The 15,820-nt window shown below is 69.2% G+C and carries 16 protein-coding genes; 7 read left to right on the plus strand and 9 right to left on the minus strand.

What is annotated here, in order from left to right:
- On the plus strand, positions 1 to 398 hold a 398-nt coding region (locus AC0662_RS12285; protein ID WP_478300361.1), incomplete at its 5' end, for a hypothetical protein.
- 193 nt (positions 399 to 591) lie between these two features.
- On the opposite strand, the gene AC0662_RS12290 is transcribed toward AC0662_RS12285, so the two are convergent.
- The 5 genes from AC0662_RS12290 to AC0662_RS12310 form a co-directional block, all read right to left on the minus strand.
- A complete protein-coding gene (locus tag AC0662_RS12290) occupies positions 592 to 2,895 on the minus strand; it encodes an HNH endonuclease (RefSeq protein ID WP_478300363.1) in 2,304 nt (767 codons plus the stop codon).
- Positions 2,896 to 2,994: 99 nt separating this feature from the next.
- Positions 2,995 to 3,861: an amidohydrolase family protein gene (locus AC0662_RS12295; protein ID WP_478300365.1), complete on the minus strand. Its 867-nt coding sequence runs from the start codon at positions 3,859 to 3,861 to the stop codon at positions 2,995 to 2,997.
- A 5-nt stretch (positions 3,862 to 3,866) separates the two neighbouring features.
- The gene (locus AC0662_RS12300; protein ID WP_478300367.1) at positions 3,867 to 5,102 is read right to left on the minus strand and encodes an ATP-grasp domain-containing protein; all 1,236 of its coding nucleotides are present in this window, start codon (positions 5,100 to 5,102) and stop codon (positions 3,867 to 3,869) included.
- Positions 5,103 to 5,110: 8 nt separating this feature from the next.
- Positions 5,111 to 5,857, minus strand: coding sequence for an esterase family protein (locus AC0662_RS12305; protein ID WP_452197328.1), 747 nt, complete (start codon positions 5,855 to 5,857; stop codon positions 5,111 to 5,113).
- The gene (locus AC0662_RS12310; RefSeq protein WP_478300369.1) at positions 5,817 to 6,893 is read right to left on the minus strand and encodes an alpha/beta hydrolase; all 1,077 of its coding nucleotides are present in this window, start codon (positions 6,891 to 6,893) and stop codon (positions 5,817 to 5,819) included. The genes AC0662_RS12305 and AC0662_RS12310 overlap by 41 nt, the downstream gene beginning before the upstream one ends.
- Before the next feature lie 64 nt (positions 6,894 to 6,957).
- On the opposite strand from AC0662_RS12310, the gene AC0662_RS12315 reads away from it, so the two are divergent.
- Complete coding sequence (locus AC0662_RS12315; RefSeq protein WP_452197330.1) at positions 6,958 to 7,299, plus strand: MmcQ/YjbR family DNA-binding protein; 342 nt, start codon at positions 6,958 to 6,960, stop codon at positions 7,297 to 7,299.
- A 253-nt stretch (positions 7,300 to 7,552) separates the two neighbouring features.
- Here AC0662_RS12315 and AC0662_RS12320 read toward each other — a convergent pair whose 3' ends face one another.
- Positions 7,553 to 8,347 carry a response regulator gene (locus AC0662_RS12320; protein ID WP_452197331.1) on the minus strand — a complete coding sequence of 265 codons (795 nt, stop codon included), beginning with the start codon at positions 8,345 to 8,347 and terminating at the stop codon, positions 7,553 to 7,555.
- On the minus strand, positions 8,326 to 9,684 hold the full coding sequence (locus AC0662_RS12325; RefSeq protein WP_452197332.1) for a sensor histidine kinase: 1,359 nt from the start codon (positions 9,682 to 9,684) through the stop codon (positions 8,326 to 8,328). Before AC0662_RS12325 ends, AC0662_RS12320 begins: the two co-directional genes overlap by 22 nt.
- 177 nt (positions 9,685 to 9,861) lie before the next feature.
- Between AC0662_RS12325 and AC0662_RS12330 the strand changes: the two genes are divergently transcribed.
- The 3 genes from AC0662_RS12330 to AC0662_RS12340 all read left to right on the plus strand — a co-directional run bounded on the left by AC0662_RS12330 (position 9,862) and on the right by AC0662_RS12340 (position 11,525).
- Entirely contained in the window at positions 9,862 to 10,593 is a 732-nt protein-coding gene (locus AC0662_RS12330) for a M15 family metallopeptidase (RefSeq protein WP_452197333.1), read from the plus strand.
- Positions 10,594 to 10,611: 18 nt separating this feature from the next.
- The gene (locus tag AC0662_RS12335; protein WP_452197334.1) at positions 10,612 to 10,986 is read left to right on the plus strand and encodes a hypothetical protein; all 375 of its coding nucleotides are present in this window, start codon (positions 10,612 to 10,614) and stop codon (positions 10,984 to 10,986) included.
- 152 nt (positions 10,987 to 11,138) lie between these two features.
- Positions 11,139 to 11,525 carry a pilus assembly protein CpaE gene (locus tag AC0662_RS12340; RefSeq protein WP_452197335.1) on the plus strand — a complete coding sequence of 129 codons (387 nt, stop codon included), beginning with the start codon at positions 11,139 to 11,141 and terminating at the stop codon, positions 11,523 to 11,525.
- Here AC0662_RS12340 and AC0662_RS12345 read toward each other — a convergent pair.
- On the minus strand, positions 11,522 to 12,229 hold the full coding sequence (locus tag AC0662_RS12345) for a YqeB family protein (RefSeq protein WP_478300371.1): 708 nt from the start codon (positions 12,227 to 12,229) through the stop codon (positions 11,522 to 11,524). The genes AC0662_RS12340 and AC0662_RS12345 overlap by 4 nt on opposite strands.
- A gap of 63 nt (positions 12,230 to 12,292) precedes the next feature.
- Here AC0662_RS12345 and AC0662_RS12350 point away from each other — a divergent pair, with 63 nt between their 5' ends.
- Positions 12,293 to 13,306 (plus strand): ornithine cyclodeaminase family protein, encoded by a 1,014-nt coding sequence (locus AC0662_RS12350; RefSeq protein WP_478300373.1) that lies wholly within the window; start codon positions 12,293 to 12,295, stop codon positions 13,304 to 13,306.
- A complete protein-coding gene (locus tag AC0662_RS12355; protein WP_478300375.1) occupies positions 13,306 to 14,640 on the plus strand; it encodes an aromatic amino acid lyase in 1,335 nt (444 codons plus the stop codon). The genes AC0662_RS12350 and AC0662_RS12355 overlap by 1 nt, the downstream gene beginning before the upstream one ends.
- Here the strand turns inward: AC0662_RS12355 and AC0662_RS12360 are convergent.
- Positions 14,637 to 15,683: an iron-siderophore ABC transporter substrate-binding protein gene (locus tag AC0662_RS12360; RefSeq protein WP_478300377.1), complete on the minus strand. Its 1,047-nt coding sequence runs from the start codon at positions 15,681 to 15,683 to the stop codon at positions 14,637 to 14,639. The genes AC0662_RS12355 and AC0662_RS12360 overlap by 4 nt on opposite strands.
- Positions 15,684 to 15,820: the final 137 nt, after the last annotated feature.

A 15,820-nucleotide genomic window follows, 5' to 3' on the forward strand; every position in this document is an offset into this window, starting at 1 on the left:
TGCCCGCGCTGCCCGCGCTGCCCGCGCTGCCCGCGCTGCCCGCGCTGCCCGCGCTGCCCGCGCTGCCCGCGCTGCCCGCGCTGCCCGCGCTGCCCGCGCTGCCCGGGTCCGCCGGGTCCGCGATGGTGCTCTTGCCGGTCCCGGCGGCCTGCGTGCGTCCGTGCGGGTGCGGTCGCGTGGAGCTGCGCGTTGTACGTCGGCGTGCGGGCGGGACCGAGGGAGCGCTTGGTCGCGTCGACGTTGGTGATGGAGCTGTGCTGCTTCTCGCTGCGGGTTCGCGGATGCTCGTGTTACGCCTGCGGCTGTTGTGCGTCCGTGCGGGTGCGGTCGGGTGGAGCTGCGCGTTGAACGTCGGCGAGTTCTACCGAGGGAGCGTTTGGTTGGGGCGACGTTGGTGATGGAGCTTTGCTGCTTGTCGTTGCGGGTTCGCGGATGCTCGTGTCGGGCCTGCGGCTGCTGTGTGTTCGCGCTGGTGTGCTCGGGGTGGAGTACGCACGCCGTGCGTCGACGTGCGCGCGTGAGCCACGGAGTACGTGGCCGAGGTTTGGCTCGTTGATCGAGACGTGGGGGAGCGCGTTTGCTGCGGGGTGGTCAGGCGGCTGATTGTGGCGATGAGGCTGGGACGTCGGCTGGGGGATCGGCCCAGGGGTCTACGCGCTGGTCGGCGGGGAGGCTCGCGGTGGTTTGAATGTGGGGGTTGTCGAGGGTTTGTGGGTCGTCGGGGGTTGTGGATTCACCCCAGATGGCTTGGGATGCGGCTTCGCGGAGGGAACGCTCGGAGGCTGGGGTGCCGGGTTCTGTGGTTGATGCCAGCTTGGTGAGCAGCTTCCGTCCGATTGCCGAGCGGTTGGCGATGGCGCCGAATGCCGGGGTTGGGTGGTCGGACGGTGGTGCCGGGGTGGGGCGGTCCGACGCATTCGTGAAGGTGGGTGCTGCGGCAGATGTGTGCGCAGCCGTGGGTGGCCGAGCTGCGGTGGGTGCAGGCGTAGGTGTGCGGGCAGTTGCGGGTGCAGGCGTGTGCGTGCGGGCAGTTGTGGGTGTGGGTGCGCATGTGGGCGTGGGTGTGTGGGGTGTGGCGGGGGTCGGTGTGGGAGTTGTGGGTGGTCGGGCGTTGGGTGGGGTTGGGTGGATGGCGTGGGGAGGGGGTGGGGTGGTCCAGGTGGGGCGGGATACGTGGACCTGGTTGTTGGTGATGGTGATGGTCCACTCGCCGGCGTGGAGGGCTCGGTGGTGGCGGCGGCAGAGGAGGGCGAGGTTGGTGAGTTTGGTTTCTCCTCCGTGGAGCCAGGAAGTGAGGTGGTGGGCGTCGCACATGATGGGTGGGGCGCCGCAGACTACGCAGCCGCGGTCGCGGGCGTTCAGGGCGCGGCGGAGCGATCGGGTGACCAGGCGTTGGGAGCGGCCTACGTCTAGGGGTTCGGAGGTCGAGCCGAGTACCAGGGGGATGATTTTCGCGTCGCAGGCCAGGAGGCGGAGGGCGGCGGCGGAGATGCCGTCGCCGTACACGACGTCGCCGATTGCGTCGGCTGCTGCTGACTGGAGGTCGGCCAGGTCGATGGTGACCGTGATGTTCGCCTTCGCGCCGAAGCCTGGAACCTGCCCGTCAGTTCCACCATCACTCGACCCATCCGCGTAACCAGCAACGTTCGCCCCACGCGCGTGCCCAGCAGTCTTCGACCATCCCGCGTGACCACCAGCATTCGCCTGACCCGTGCGCCCGGCAGCGTTCGCGCCGCTCGCGTGGCTACCAGCGTTCTCCTCGGTCGTGTGCCCAGCAGTGTTCGCCTCACCCGCGTGAGCGCCAGCATTCGCCTCACCCGTGCGCCCGGGAGCGGTCGCCCCACGCGTGTGCCCGGCGGTGTTCGGCCCGCTCGCGTGAGCACCAGCATTCGCCTCGCTCGCGTGACTAGCAGCGTTCGCCTCACCCGCGTGGTTACCGGTAGTCGGCCCGCTTGCGTGATCGGCGGAGTTCGACTGGTGGTTGGCTGGGGTTGGGGTGTCTAGGGTGGTGGCGGCGATGGTTAGGGCTGTGGTGAGGGCGTCGGCTTGGCGCTTGTCGTGGGGGCGGGGGTCTGGCTGGCCGTCGAGGGTTTTGTGGGGGCGGGCGCCGGCGTGGATGAGGGCGCGGAGGAGTTCGGCGTTCTCGTTGGCGAGGTAGCCGCGGAACTTGACGCCGCGGTCTGCGGTGCTGAGGGTGAGCGTCTCGCGTGCGTACGCCTTTTGTTCCTCGGGTTCGGGGCCGTCGGTGTCGAGGATGTCGCGGGCTCGTTGGCCGGCTTTGCGGAGCTCGGCGGGGCAGAGGTGGCGGGCCAGGCCGACGAGTTCGCGCTCGACGACCTCGAGATCCTCGACGGGGACGGTCGAAGGGACCTGTTCGAGCGCGGACACGATCGCCTCGGCCTGCGCAGGCCGCAGACGTGGCACGTCCTCGTCACGAGAGTCGACGGAGTCACCCGAGTCGTCGGCCGGATCGGCCCAGGAGCCAGGCGAGTCGGTCCCGGAGTCAGGCGAGTCGGCGCCGGGGTCACGAGAGTCGGCGTCGGCGGCACCAGAGTCGGCGGCGTCCGAGTCAGGCGTGTCGTCGGCCGGGTCGGCGCCGGGGTCACGCGAGTCGACGGTTGGGAGGGCGTTCGCGACGGCGGGGTATTTCGGGAGGGCTAGTGCGAGGCGTACGTCGCGGCGGGCGCGAACGTGGTCCAGCAGGAAGCGGTACTCGAGGAGTTGGGTCGTGTCCTGCGCCCCGATTTCCTTCGCGTACCCGACGGCGTCGAGACCTGCGATGACCTGCAGGCGGTACGTTTCCAGGCGCGCGAGCTCGGCGTCGAGCTGATCGATGGTGTCCAGCATCTCGCTGCCACTCATTGACCAGACCGGTCGCTCACCCAGTGTCTCCATGCACCAACTCTAGGCACACCCACCGGCACTTCCCAAACCCAGAACCCCTTATTTTCAAGGGAAATTCTTGTCCACACCTGTGGATCTTGCCAAGAGCAACTAAACGCCCAGCAGTCGAGCGCCGTTGTCCCAGCACACCGCGCGCAGCCACTCGTCCCCGAGCCCCAGCTCCTCCAGCGCAGAGAGCTGAACCGCATACTCGTAAGGAATGTTCGGAAAGTCCGTCCCCAGCACGATCCGCTCCTGCAGATCACCAAGCCGCGGAACCAGGTCGCGCGGGAACGGCATCAGCTTCTCCGTGAAAGGAGTCAGCGCCATAGTCGTGTCCAGATGAACATTCGGGTACGACGTGAGCGCCAGATGCTCGGCATACTCGGGCATTCCCAGGTGAGCAATCACCGCAGTCAACCGGGGATGCCGCCGCAGAACCGCACCCATCGGACCAGGCCCGGTATGGCGCCCCGGAATCGGACCCGAGCCGCAGTGCACCACAACGGGTACGCCGGCCTCCGCCAACTGCCCCCAAACATCGTCCAACTCGCCCGACCGCGGATCGTAGTCGCCGACCTGGACGTGCACCTTGAAGATCCGCGTCCCGAGCTCCAACGCCTCCCGGACGTAATCCGACGCCTCAGGCTCCGGATAGAACGTGCCGCTGGGCACACAGCCAGGGGTGCCCGCAGCGAAGTCGCGCGCCCACTCGTTGAGCGAAGAGGCCATGCCAGGCTTGTGCGGGTACACCAGCGCCGGAAACGCCCGCACCCCCAGCGCATCCAGGGTCTTCAGCCGCTCCTCGACCGACGTGCGGTAGGTGATCGGCCACTCGGTCCCGTAGTGCTGCGAGGCCTGGTCGAAGTACGACCAGACCGCGTTCAGCATCCGGTCCGGCAGGAAGTGGACGTGGATGTCCACCAGCCCGTCGAGCCCTAGTCGCTGCCACCATGCCGGTACTTCGGAGTCACGCACGCCCTCTAGCCTGCCTGATCGGCCAGCCAGAGGTCGGTCAGGCCCTTGAAATGGGCGAGGAACCTGTCCTGTTCGTGCGCGGGATAGGTCGCCGCGACGGTGTCCCGCAGCAGGCGCTCGAAGTCGGGTCCGGCCACCCAGTCGCGGACGCGCAGGTCGAAGTCGCCCAGGTGCGCGGCACACCATTCGTGGTACTTCGCGGTTTCGAAGTGCTCGTCCGCGAGCGTCAGGTACGCCTCGAGCTTGGCGTCGTAGTCGAGCGTCTCGTCGTCCGCGATCTCGAAGTACCGCTCGGTGCGCAGGTCGACCGACGAGCGCCGGCCCGTCGCCAGGCAGAACACCGACCACTTCACCAGCGCGCTCAGCGCCCACGGGAAGTAGTAGTGCAGCGAGGTCACCGCGACGTCCGGGCAGGCGTTGGCGTAGTCGATCGGATGGACCGAGTCGCCCTGCACCAGCATTTCGCAGGAGTTGAACTCCCAGCCGAAGAACGCGTTCACGATCCGGCTGATCGCCACCGCCTGGTGACCGGCCGACGGCGACAGGAAGTCGTGCGAGACGGCGTACCGGTTGTGCATCGGCTCGTCCGGGCGGAAGTCCATCACCATCGTCTCGGCGCCGATCGAGAGCGCGCGGGCGAACTTGTCGTAGTCGATGGTGGCCTGCAGGTGCATCAGCATCTCGCCGGACTCGTCGTACGCCCGGTGCAGGTCGGCACGATCCCGGATCCGCGAGACGCCCCGCCAGCCGCCGCCGTCGAAGGGCTTCATGTACAGCGGGTATCCGAGGTCGTCGGCGATGGCGTCCAGGTCGAAGGACTGGTTGTACTTCGCCGACGTGTACGCCCAGCGGACGTTGTCCACCGGGTTCTTGTACGGCACGAGCACGGTCCGCGGGATCTTCAGCCCGAGGCGGAGCATCGCGCAGTACGCCGAGTGCTTCTCCATCGACTGGAACGTGAACGGCGAGTTCAGCAGGTACGTCCCGTTCATCAGCGCGGCCTTCTTCAGCCACTCGCGCGGATGGTAGTACCAGTACGCGAGCCGGTCGATCACCAGCCCGACCCGCACCGGGTCGTTCAGGTCGAACGGCTCGATGGTGAGCCGCCGGGAGCCGAACTCGTGCTCGCGCCCGTCGATGGTCACCGGACCGAGGCGCTGCAGCAGCGCCTCGAAGGCTCGCGGCCAGTCCTCCTCGGCCCCGAGCAACAACCCGATCAGATGCCGTGAGCGGTCAGACATAGGTGCTCCTAACAGAATCGGGGCAGGTGGTGAGCGAGCTGTCGCTGCCACCACGGCCAGTCATGAGCTACGTCGTACCCCCACACGTCCAGCTCATGCGGGATGCCTTTGGACTCGAGTACGGCGGCGGTCGCGCGGGCCGACGGCAACGAGCCGGTCGGATGCGTCTCCCAGTCGCCCTGGCCGACCGTGAGCAGCAGGAACAGCCGCTGCCGCAGCCAGTCGAGATGCTCGCCGGAGAGGTTCGGCAGATAGTCGGCCGGGTTGTTGAAGTACGTCGCGTCGCCGCGCTCGCCCCACGCGTGCCAGCTGGCTGCGTCGTAGTTGCCCGACTGGCAGATCGCGATCGGGAACAGGTCGGCCCGCTTGAACGCGAAGTTCAGCGCGTGGAAGGCGCCCAGGCTGCACCCGGTCGTGATGATGTCGGCGACACCGGGGGAGTCCGAGCTGATCGTCGGCACGACCTGGTTCACGATCCAGGACTCGTACAGCTCGTGCCGCCGCGCGCGGACCTCGAGCTGGATGCTGCGGTCCGACCAGCTGACGTGGTCGTAGGAGTCGACGCAGTACAGCTTCACCCGGCCGGCCTCGATCAGGTCCGCGACGGCGTCGACCATGCCGTTGTTCTCGTAGTCCCAGGCGCGGCCCTGCTCGCTCGGGAAGACCAGCACCGGGCGGCCGAAGTGCCCGTACCGGATCAGGGTGCCGGGGCGGTCAAGCCCCGGCGCCTCCAACTCGACCTGCTCCCGTTCCATCAGCCCCACCCCAGGTCTGCCGCAGTAGTTCCGTCAGATCAGGATCCAGCACATCCCGCCAGGCTGTGAAGTTGTGCATGTCCGGAGTTTCGTCGAACCGTACGGCGAACCCGAGCTCGGCCAGCCGCGCGGCCAGCACCCGGTTGTTGTGCACGTTCTCCTCGGTGGTCCCGGCGGTCATCCCGACCGGCGGCGTACTCGGCGCCGCGGTTGCCGTCAGCACCTGCTCGACGAACCCGGTCACCGCGGCGAAGTACTCGAACTTCGACTCCTGCGGATCGGTCTCCGGCGTGAAGAACGACCCCGACTGCAGGAACAGCCCGGAAAACGTGTTCGGAAAATTCCATTCCGCGTGCAGCGCCGCGAGCGCGCCCAGGCTGGCGCCCATAATCACCGGCCGCCGACTCCGGTACGCCGTCTGCACAGCAGGCAGCACGTACTGCGTCAGCGCCTCGGCGTACTGCGGATTCGCGGCGTACCAGAGGTTCCGCGAGGTCGGCCGGATCAGCGCCAACCGGAACGGCGGGAGCGAACCGCCAGCGATCATCGCCCCCGCGTAATGCGTGAGCCCGGCGTACGTCGCGAACTCGGGACCGTCGTGCGACAGCAGCAACGGCAGCTCGAACCCCGGCGCGATCCCCTCCGGCGCCCACACCTGCACGTCGACCGCGCCGACCGGGGAATCCACGGTCAGCGGCGTCAGCGTGGCCGCGATAGGCGGTACGGCGATCCACGCGGGCTCGACGTACCCGGGCAGCGGCAGCCACGAGTGGTCGCCGAACGCCCCGCCGACCACCCGCGGGTTCGTCGGATCGGTCCGCATCCCGAGGTCGGCGATGTCGAACAGGTACTCCATCCGGTGCACCGCCGGCCGTGGCAGCCGCAGCTCCCACCCGAAGTCGACCGGCTTGAACTCCAGCACCTCGGCAGGCAACCCGAGCTCCTGCCACAGCCGGACGCCGGTGAAGGCATGCGCGGCGTCACCGAGGCGGAACACCACCTCGGCACCTTCGACCGCGCTCACGACTGCAGGCATCAGACCACGGTACCGACGAAAACACTGACATCAGCTGTCAGGATTCGCTGTCTATCGTGGGAGCGTGGTCGATCTCACCGATATCCGCGCCATCACCGCGGACCTGCCGCGCAGCTACGAGGTTCTGGTCCGGGACCAGATCAAGTTCCGGGTCGGCCAGATCGTGTACCTCGCGGTCGCTCCGGACGAGCAGACGATCGGCATCGGGTTCCCGCGCGAGGAGCGCGCCGCCGCACTGGCCGCCGAGCCGGACAAGTTCTTCCCGCCCCGCCCGTCCGACGAGCGCTTCCGCTGGATCCAGGTCCGGCTGGCCGCCCTGGACCACGCCGAGCTCCGCGAGCTGATCCTGGAGGCCTGGTCGATGTGCGTCCCGAAGAAGGTCCGCGCCGAATACTTCGGCACCTGAGGACGCCTGAGGACGACCGGGGCGCAACCGGGGACCGACGGAAGCAGGGGCTCCAGGCAACCAGCTCATCCTCAGGTAGTAGACCGGAACCATCCTGACGGCCGATGGGTGCGGCGGTTCCGCGAGCGACTCTGGAAGCATGACTGGGGACTTCCTACCCCGACGCCGCCAGGCGTCGGCGCTGAGCCAAGCCGTAACCGTTCTGATCCTGCTCGCCGTCGTGGCCCTGGGGGTCTGGCTGTTCCTCTAGCGACTAGGAGTCCCAGCGCACGTCAGCTTCGCCCGGCCGGACCACCCCGGCCTCGTACGCGACGACGACCGCCTGCACCCGGCTGGACAGCCCGAGCTTCGACAGCACCGAGCTGACGTGGGTCTTGATCGTGGTCTCGCTGACGAACAGCTTCGCCGCGAGGTCGCGGTTCGACAGCCCGCGCGCCATCCAGACCAGGATCTCGCGCTCCCGCTCACTCAGCTGACCGAGCAGTCCGACCCATCGCGGATCCGGTTGCGCCGGCGCCGCGGGCGCCGTACCGCCGTCGACCTGGCGCTCGAGCTCCATGCAGCGCTCCAGCAGCACCCGCGTCGAGGCCGGGTCGACCAGCGAGTCGCCGCGGTACACCGCCCGCACGGCCGACACCAGCAGGTCCGGATCAGTGTCCTTCAGCAGGAACCCGGATGCCCCGGCCCGCACCGCCGCCAGCACATACGCCTCGTCGTCGAACGTCGTCAGCACCAGTACGGCGGGACGCGCGCGACCGGCCGCCCGGTTCGCGGAGGTGATCCGCTCGGTGGCGACCAGACCGTCCATCACCGGCATCCGGATGTCCATCAGCACCACGTCGGGGTCGTACTGGTCGATCAGCCGGAGCGCCTCCGCGCCGTTCTCGGCCTGGGCGACCGTGGTCAGGTCCGGCTCGTGGTCGAGGATCATCGCCAGCCCCATCCGGATCACGCCCTGGTCGTCGGCGACCAGGATCCGGATCGGCTCGCTCTGGCCCGGGCCGGGGCCATCGGGGCCGCCGGGGCTCAGTTCTGCGGGGGCAACCATGCCTGCACTCTCCATCCACCCAGGGGCCCGGCCGCGACGGCGAGGGTGCCGCCGACCGCGGTGGCCCGTTCCCGCATCCCGATCAAGCCGTTGCCGCGGCCGCTCTCGTTCCGCCGCGCGGTCTCCAGCACGTTCACCGGTGGCGGGCCACCGTTCCCGTTGTCGTCGATGGTCAGCAGCTCTCCCTGTGGCCCACTCTGCCAGGTCACCCGCGCCGCGGTCGCCTTCGCGTGCACCATCACGTTGGTCAGCGCCTCCTGGATGATCCGCACCGCGGTCAGGTCGGTCGCCGACGTGAGCTGCCGCTGCCGTGGCGGGAGGTCCATCGTCACGTCGATCCCGACCGCTTTCAGCCGTTCGCCCATCCGCGCGACGTCCGCCAGGTCGGGCACCGGCGCGGTCCCGCCGCCGGAGCCGGTGTCGCCGGCGACCTGCGGCGAGGCGGTGTTCAGCACCCGGACGGTCTCCCGCATCGCGGTCAGCGCCTCCTTGCCGCTGGCAATGATCCAGCGGATCGCCTCCCGGAGGACCTCGGGCCGCTGGTCGGCGACCCGGTCCGCGGCCTGCGCCCGGATCACCACCGCGCTCACGTGGTGCGAGATCACGTCGTGCAGGTCGCGGGCGATCCGGGTCCGTTCCGCGACCGCCGCCCGCTCGGCCTCGACGGCGCGCAACCGGATCAGCTCCGCGTTGCGCTGCTCGAGCAGCGCGACCGACTTCCGGCGCCGCCGGGCGTCCGCGCCGAGCAGCACCATGCCGCAGATCAGGGCCTCGGCGAACACGAACAGTGAGACGTCGATGTAGGAGTACAGGCTGGCCACGTTCCGCGGCAGGCTCTGGTAGCGGTCGCCGAGCAGGATGTCGCGGTTCACGCGCCCGAGGACGATCGCGACGACCGTCGGCAGACCGATCATCAGGCCCGCCAGGCTGCCCATGGTGAAGAACAGACACGTGAAGCGCCGGACCCCGGCCGCGGCGGCCAGGTACCCGACGACGAGCAGCGGGACGAGATGGATCTCGGACTGCAGCGCGGCGTCGCTGATCTCCGGCTGACCGAAGATCGTCAGCCCGAGCTGAGCGGCGAGCCCGGTGCCGACCGCGGCGTACATGAACGGGTAGAGGACCGAGACGACGAGCAGCATCGTGCGCGGCGTTCGGCGGGCGAAGGCGACCGTGGCGACCAGGAAGACCCCGGTCACCACCGAGACCGCGGGGTTGCGCGGGCGCAGGCCGGTCCCGTTGATCAGGTTCAGCGCCCCGAACCAGACCACGCCGATCACCGCGGCGAGCAGCAGATCCTGCTGCCCCTGCGACAATCTCCGCCAGAGTCCCTTCACGTCGCCCAGCGTAGTCAGCTTGTGTTTGCCGAAGCTTCATCTGACCGGAGGGGCGGTCTCTCCAACTTTTGGAGGAGGCTCGGCGTCCGAACTGATACTCAGGGGCTACAGATGGGACGCGAGGACGGTCCCTGGGACCGATGCGCCGCCCTGTCCCGATCAGAAAGGCTGTACCCCATGAGTCACGACCGCCGCCCGCCACGCCCGCACGGTGGGGTACGGACAAAGTTGCTGTCCGTGATCGGTGTGGTGGGGGCCGGGACGGTGGTCGGTGCGCTGCTGCTGTGGCACGCGCAGGTGGGTGAGGTCCTCGGCCTGGCCGCGGACAAGGAGCCGGTCGTGTCGACCGTGAGCGCGCCGGCGGTGGGGGCACCGCCGGCGACCACCCTCGTCACCACCACGCCCGAGCCGACCAGCCGGCCGACGCACACGCCGTCGAAGACCCCGTCCACGACGCCGGTGACTCCGAAGACGACACCGTCCAAGAAGGCGACGAAGAAGCCGTCGACGGGGGTCCGCGAGGAGAGCATCGAGGGCCTCTCGCCGAAGCTGCGGACCCGCCTGAAGAAGGCGATCGCGGCGGCGAGGAAGGACGGTGTGACGATCCGGATCACATCCGCTCGGCGCAGCGCGACCAAGCAGCAGCGGCTGCTCGACGAGGCGGTCGAGAAGTACGGCTCCTACAAGGTGGCGACCCGGTGGGTGCTGCCGCCGAAGTACTCCGCCCACGTGCAGGGCAAGGCCGTGGACATCGGTCCGACAGCCGCCATGACGTGGCTGAACACGAACGGCTGGCGGTACGGCGTGTGCCGCCGGTACGACAACGAACCCTGGCACTTCGAGGCGCTCACGACGCCCGGGAAGAAGTGCCCACCGCGGGAACCGCACGCGGTGGCCAAGACAGATTGATCACTAGGGGGATATCTCATGACCATGACCTACGCGCAGCCCCTGACCCGGCGGCGCTACACCCGCGCCCGGCTCGCCGTACCCGCCCTGTGGCGGCAGGTGATCCGGACCGGTGACAAGTCCGAGCACGCGATGCCGCCGGAGCCGGACCGGTCCGCGTTCACGCAGCTGGAGATCTACGACGGCGTCCTGTCCGCGTTCGAGCGTCGCCACGAGGTTGCCGCGGTACTGCGGACCGCGCCGGACCGCGCGATCGCCGTCCGCCGGCTGCGGGACCGGTTCGCGCTCAGTCACCTGCAGGCGTCTGCGCTCCTCGACCTGCCGCTGACCACCGAGTGCCGGGACCGGATCGCCCACCGCGCCGAGGAGTTGCGCAGCGCCCTCGCGCGCTGACCCCAGTCCCCTTTCGCGCTGACCTGAGGTCCCTCGAACGCTGACCACAGGTCCCTCGAACGCTGACCGAGGGTCCTTCGCGCGAGCCGTGTCTCGGTGGCTGCGGCTCGCGCGGACCTGCGGCGTTTGCCCGCCGTGGGGAGGATGGAAGGGTGATTACGATCGAGCAGGCCGGACGACTGCGCAAGGCCGGGGTGCTGTGGAGCCCCGGTGCCGGAGATCGTTTCGTCGTACCGGACCGGGACATGGACGAGGACGTGTTCGTGGTGAGCGACATGACCGTCGAGGTGCACGATTACCAGGGCAGCAAGGTGATCGGCTTCAACGGCACCACGGAATGGGCGCTGGACAGCATCGAGCAGCGCGAAGTCATCTGGTTACCCCGTGAGGAGCAGCTCCGTGCGCTCCTCGGACCGCATTTCCGATCCCTCGAGTCGACCCCCGACGGCTGGCAGGTCACCCTGACCGACAGCACCCACACCTCCGCCGACGCCGAGCAGGCGTACGCGGCGGCCGTGATGCATCTACTCGGTGCCTAAAACGCGCGCCAGTACTGCTTCTTGTCCCTGTCCTTGACCGTGTAGCCGAGGTTGGTCAGCTCGGTGCGCAGCTCTCGCAGGTCGGCCTTGCCCTTGTCCCCGTCGTCGAACGCCTTCGAACGGACCTTGAGGACGGCGTTCACCGCGGGCGGCAGATCCGGGTCGTCCTCGATCCAGCGGCGGAACGCGGACTCGTGCGGATCGCCCGCGTCCGACCACGGGTACCCGTGCGCCCGGAAGGCGCCCGGGATCTGCTTGGTCTCGGACTTCAGCTGGTCGTGCTTCTCGCGGGCCAGTTCGCGGGACGTGGCGTCCTGGAGGACGATCTCCTTCCCGTCCAGGAACGCGACCGCGACCTTCTCCCGCGGCACCGTCACCGTCTTCTGGTTCTTCGAGAACTCGACCGACCGGTCGGTGATCGTCACCTTGAGGGTGTCGTCGAGCGCCATCCCGGCGAGCACCACACCGGCGACCAGGCCGACCAGCACGCAGATCACCACGACCCACCAACTGTCCCACGCGGCGATCAGCTTGAGCGGCCCCTGGAACGGCACCCACTGCCGGTCGGCGGCCCAGTTCGCGATCCGCGGCAGGAAGAACCCGAGCACCAGCCCGACCAGCGGCAGCCCGCCGAACAGCATCACCTTGTCACCGGTCGAGTGCCCGATGACGGTGCGTTCCGGTGTTCCAGTCGTCGACCCCATGTCCCGAACGTAGCGTCACGGCGTGAAACTAAAGTATCGACCGACGGCAACCGAAGGAGCCACGTGACGGACGGGATCTGGCTGCGTTTCCTGAGCGGCCCGGACATCGACGCGCTGGGGCTGACCCGGCTGGAGATCGTGGACGCCGTCGAGGAAGCGGTCCGCGAGCACGGCGAGGGCCGGACGAGTTTCGAGCCGCGGGTCCACCTCACCCCGGACAACGGCGGGATCGGTCACTTCAACATCCTCCGCGGTCATCTCGACGGGCTCGGCGAGCACGGGATCAGCGGCGTGAAGGTGGTCGGCGACTTCGTCCCGAACTACCAGCGGGGGCTGCCGAGTGAGCTCGCGATGGCGACGCTGTTCGACCCGACCACCGGCGTACCGCTGGCGGTTCTCGACGCGACGATGATCACCGCGGCCCGGACCGGCGCGATGACGACGGTCGGCGCCCGGCACCTGGCCCGGCGAGATAGCAAGATCCTCGCGCACGCCGGAGCCCGGGGTACGGCGTGGTGGAACGTCACGATGCTCGACGACCTGCTCGACCTCGACGAGATCCGGGTGACGTCGCGGCGACCGGAGTCCCGGGAGAAGTTCGCCGCGGACCTCGCCGCCGAGCTGTCCACGCCGATCCGGGTGTGCGCGACCGCGGAAGAGGCCTTCGACGGCGCCGATGTCCTCGTCGAGGCGACCCGGCTCACGGAGCCCGAGCCGTTGCTGCGTACGGCGGCGGTCCGGCCCGGAGCCTTCGTCGTACCGTACGGCACGGTGTCCGCGGTCGAGCTGGACCTGCTCGACGTGATGGACAAGGTCGTCGTGGACGACTGGCGGGAAGCGCAGTCGGGCCGCTTCGGTTCGCTCCGGCGGCACGTGGACACCGGGCGGCTGTCGCCGGAGGCGCTGTACGCCGAGATCGGCGAGATCGTCGCGGGCCGCACACCCGGCCGTGAGAACGATGCCGAGCGCAACCTCTTCTGGCATCGCGGGCTGTCGCTGCTGGACGTCGCGATCGCGCACCTGATCCTGCGCCGCGCCGAGGCCGCCGGCGCCGGCACGATGCTCCGGTTCCACTGATGATCGAGGATCCCGCCGACCTGGACCCGGCGAGCCCCGATCCGATCGAGCTCGCACCCGCCCTGCTCGACCGACTCGCCGCGACGCGGGCCGCCGCCCTCCGCACGCTCGAGTCGGGCCGGCCTGTGTACGGCGTGAACACCGGCATGGGCAACCTCAGCAAGGTCCGCCTCACCGAGGACGAGCAGCGCGTCCACCAGCGCAACCTGCTCCGCGGCCGCGCGGTCGGCGGCCTACCGTGGCTGCCTCCCGAGGAAGCCCGCGCGGTTCTGATCGGCCGGTTGCGAACCTTCCTGACCGGCGACGCCGCCGTCTCCGTCGAGCTGATCCAGGCGCTGGTGGCCCTGATCAACAGTGGCGAGCTCCCGGACATCCCCGCCGAGGGTGCGGGATCGGCCGGCGAGATCATCCCGCTGTCCCACGCGTTCGCCTCGCTGGATCCCGGTCCCAAGGAAGGCATCGCGCTGCTGGCCGGCATCCCCGGCGCGACCGGCCGGGCCGCTTTCCACGCGCACGCGGTTCACCGGCTGGCCGGCATGCTCAGTGCCATCGCTGCCGGGGCCATCGCGGTCGTGGGCGCGAACCGGGATCCGTACCGCCCGGCGGTCGGCCGCGGAGACGCCGTACTGGCGTCCGAACTGGCGCGGCTGCGGGAGCTGGCAGGTCCCGAGGACGAGCCGCGGAGCCTGCAGGCCCCCGTTTCGTTCCGGGTCGCGGGCCAGGTGGTCGCCCATGTACGACGGACTCTGCAGCAGCTCGACGACGCGGTCGAGCGGGCGTTCACCGGCGTCACCGACTCACCGGCGTACCTGGACGGGGAGTTCGTCGGAACGGCCGGGTTCCACGGGATCGACCTGGCCGCGCATTGCGATCACCTGACGGCGGCGCTCGCGCACGCGGCCGAGGTCTCGGTGGCGCGACTTCACAGGCTACTGGATCCTGCCGTGACCGGGCTGACCGCGCAGCTCGCGCGCGAGCCCGGTCCACAGGCGGGCCTCGTCGCCGTGCACAAACGAGCAGTCGCCACCGCCCACCAGTTGCGCCGACTGACGTTGCCCACAGCAATCAGTACGGCGGAGACGTCGAACGGTCAGGAGGACGTCCAGACGTTCTCCTGGGAAGCGGTCGGGAACCTCGGCGACGCGATCCGCCTCACCCGCGGTACGGCCGCCTGCGAGCTGCTCGCGGTACGCCAGGCCTTCGCGCTGTCGGCGCGTCCGGTGCCGCCCGGTCTCCAAGAACTGTTGCGGGCGGTCGACGACGTCGTACCTCCGATCGACGGCGACCGCCCGTTCGGCGAGGACCTGACCCGGCTCCTCGACGACGTTCTCTAACCCTTTCCGGCGAGGGCGTCCTGCAGCATCGGGACCAGCTTCGGGAGCGCGTACTTGATGCCGAGCGGACCGCCGATCGACATCGCGCTGGAGAACTCGCCGCTCGGGGTCGGCGTGTTGATCACCGGCGCACCGCCCCAATACGCGACGTGCTTCGCCTGCACCGCGGGCACCGCGTTGAACAGCTTGTCGTTGACCACCGCCGGATCGAGCTTGCCGGCGCCGTCGAGCGCAGCCATGAAGATCACGTCGGCGTTCAGCTTCTCGGTCAGCTCCGGCGAGATCTTCACGTAGAAGTCACCGTTCTCCATCGCGTCGACCTGTGGGTTGGTCTTGAACCCGAGCGCCGTCAGCAGCCGCATCCGCGGGTCGGACGGCAGCCACGCGTTCAGGCTGTTCGCCGAGTACACGCCCGCCGTGATGACCTTCCCGGCGAACCCCGGGTTCGCCTTCGCGGCGTCGGTCAGCAGCGTCTCGGTGTCCTTCACGACCTGCTCGCCCGCAGGTGTCGTTCCGGTCGCCTTCGCGATCTCGCGGACCTGGTCCTGCCACGCGACGCCGTACACGTTCTTGGTCCCGACCGGCGCCGCGATCGTCGGCGCGATCGCGTTCAGGGTGTCGAACTGCAACTTGTCGTTGACGCTGTTGATATAGACGATCAGGTCCGGCCGCAGCGCCGCGATCTCCTCGTACTTCGGCTCCGAGGAGTCGATCAGTTTCGGTGCCGGGCGGTCGCCGAGCGCGGACTTCACCCAGCCGCGCAGGTTCGGGTTCCCGAACCAGTCGGCGCCCGCGACCGGCACGACGCCGAGCGCGATCGAGGCCTCCAGATCGCCACCGCCGAGCGTCACCACGCGCTCCGGCTTGGCCTTGATCGTCGTCGAGCCGTAGAGGTGGTCGATGGTCACCGGGAAGCCGGCGGTGTCACCGGTACTCGCAGGGGAGTTCTGGGTGTCGTCCTGGCCGCAGGCGGTGAGGCCGGCGCCGAGCGTCAGTACGGCGATCGCGGCGGCCGCGACGGACCGGATTCGGGACAAGGCCATGGCGGATGGTTCCTCCGAAAAGGGCGTCAGGTTTAGGTGAGCCTAACCTGATTAAAAGGGCTCCGATGGTGGGGGTTGATCGAAAAAGCACGCCGACACGCGGAACTGGGCGGAGCCGCAAAGCAACTGGTCCCGCG

The sequence above is a fragment of the Kribbella sp. NPDC043289 genome, assembly GCF_056436705.1.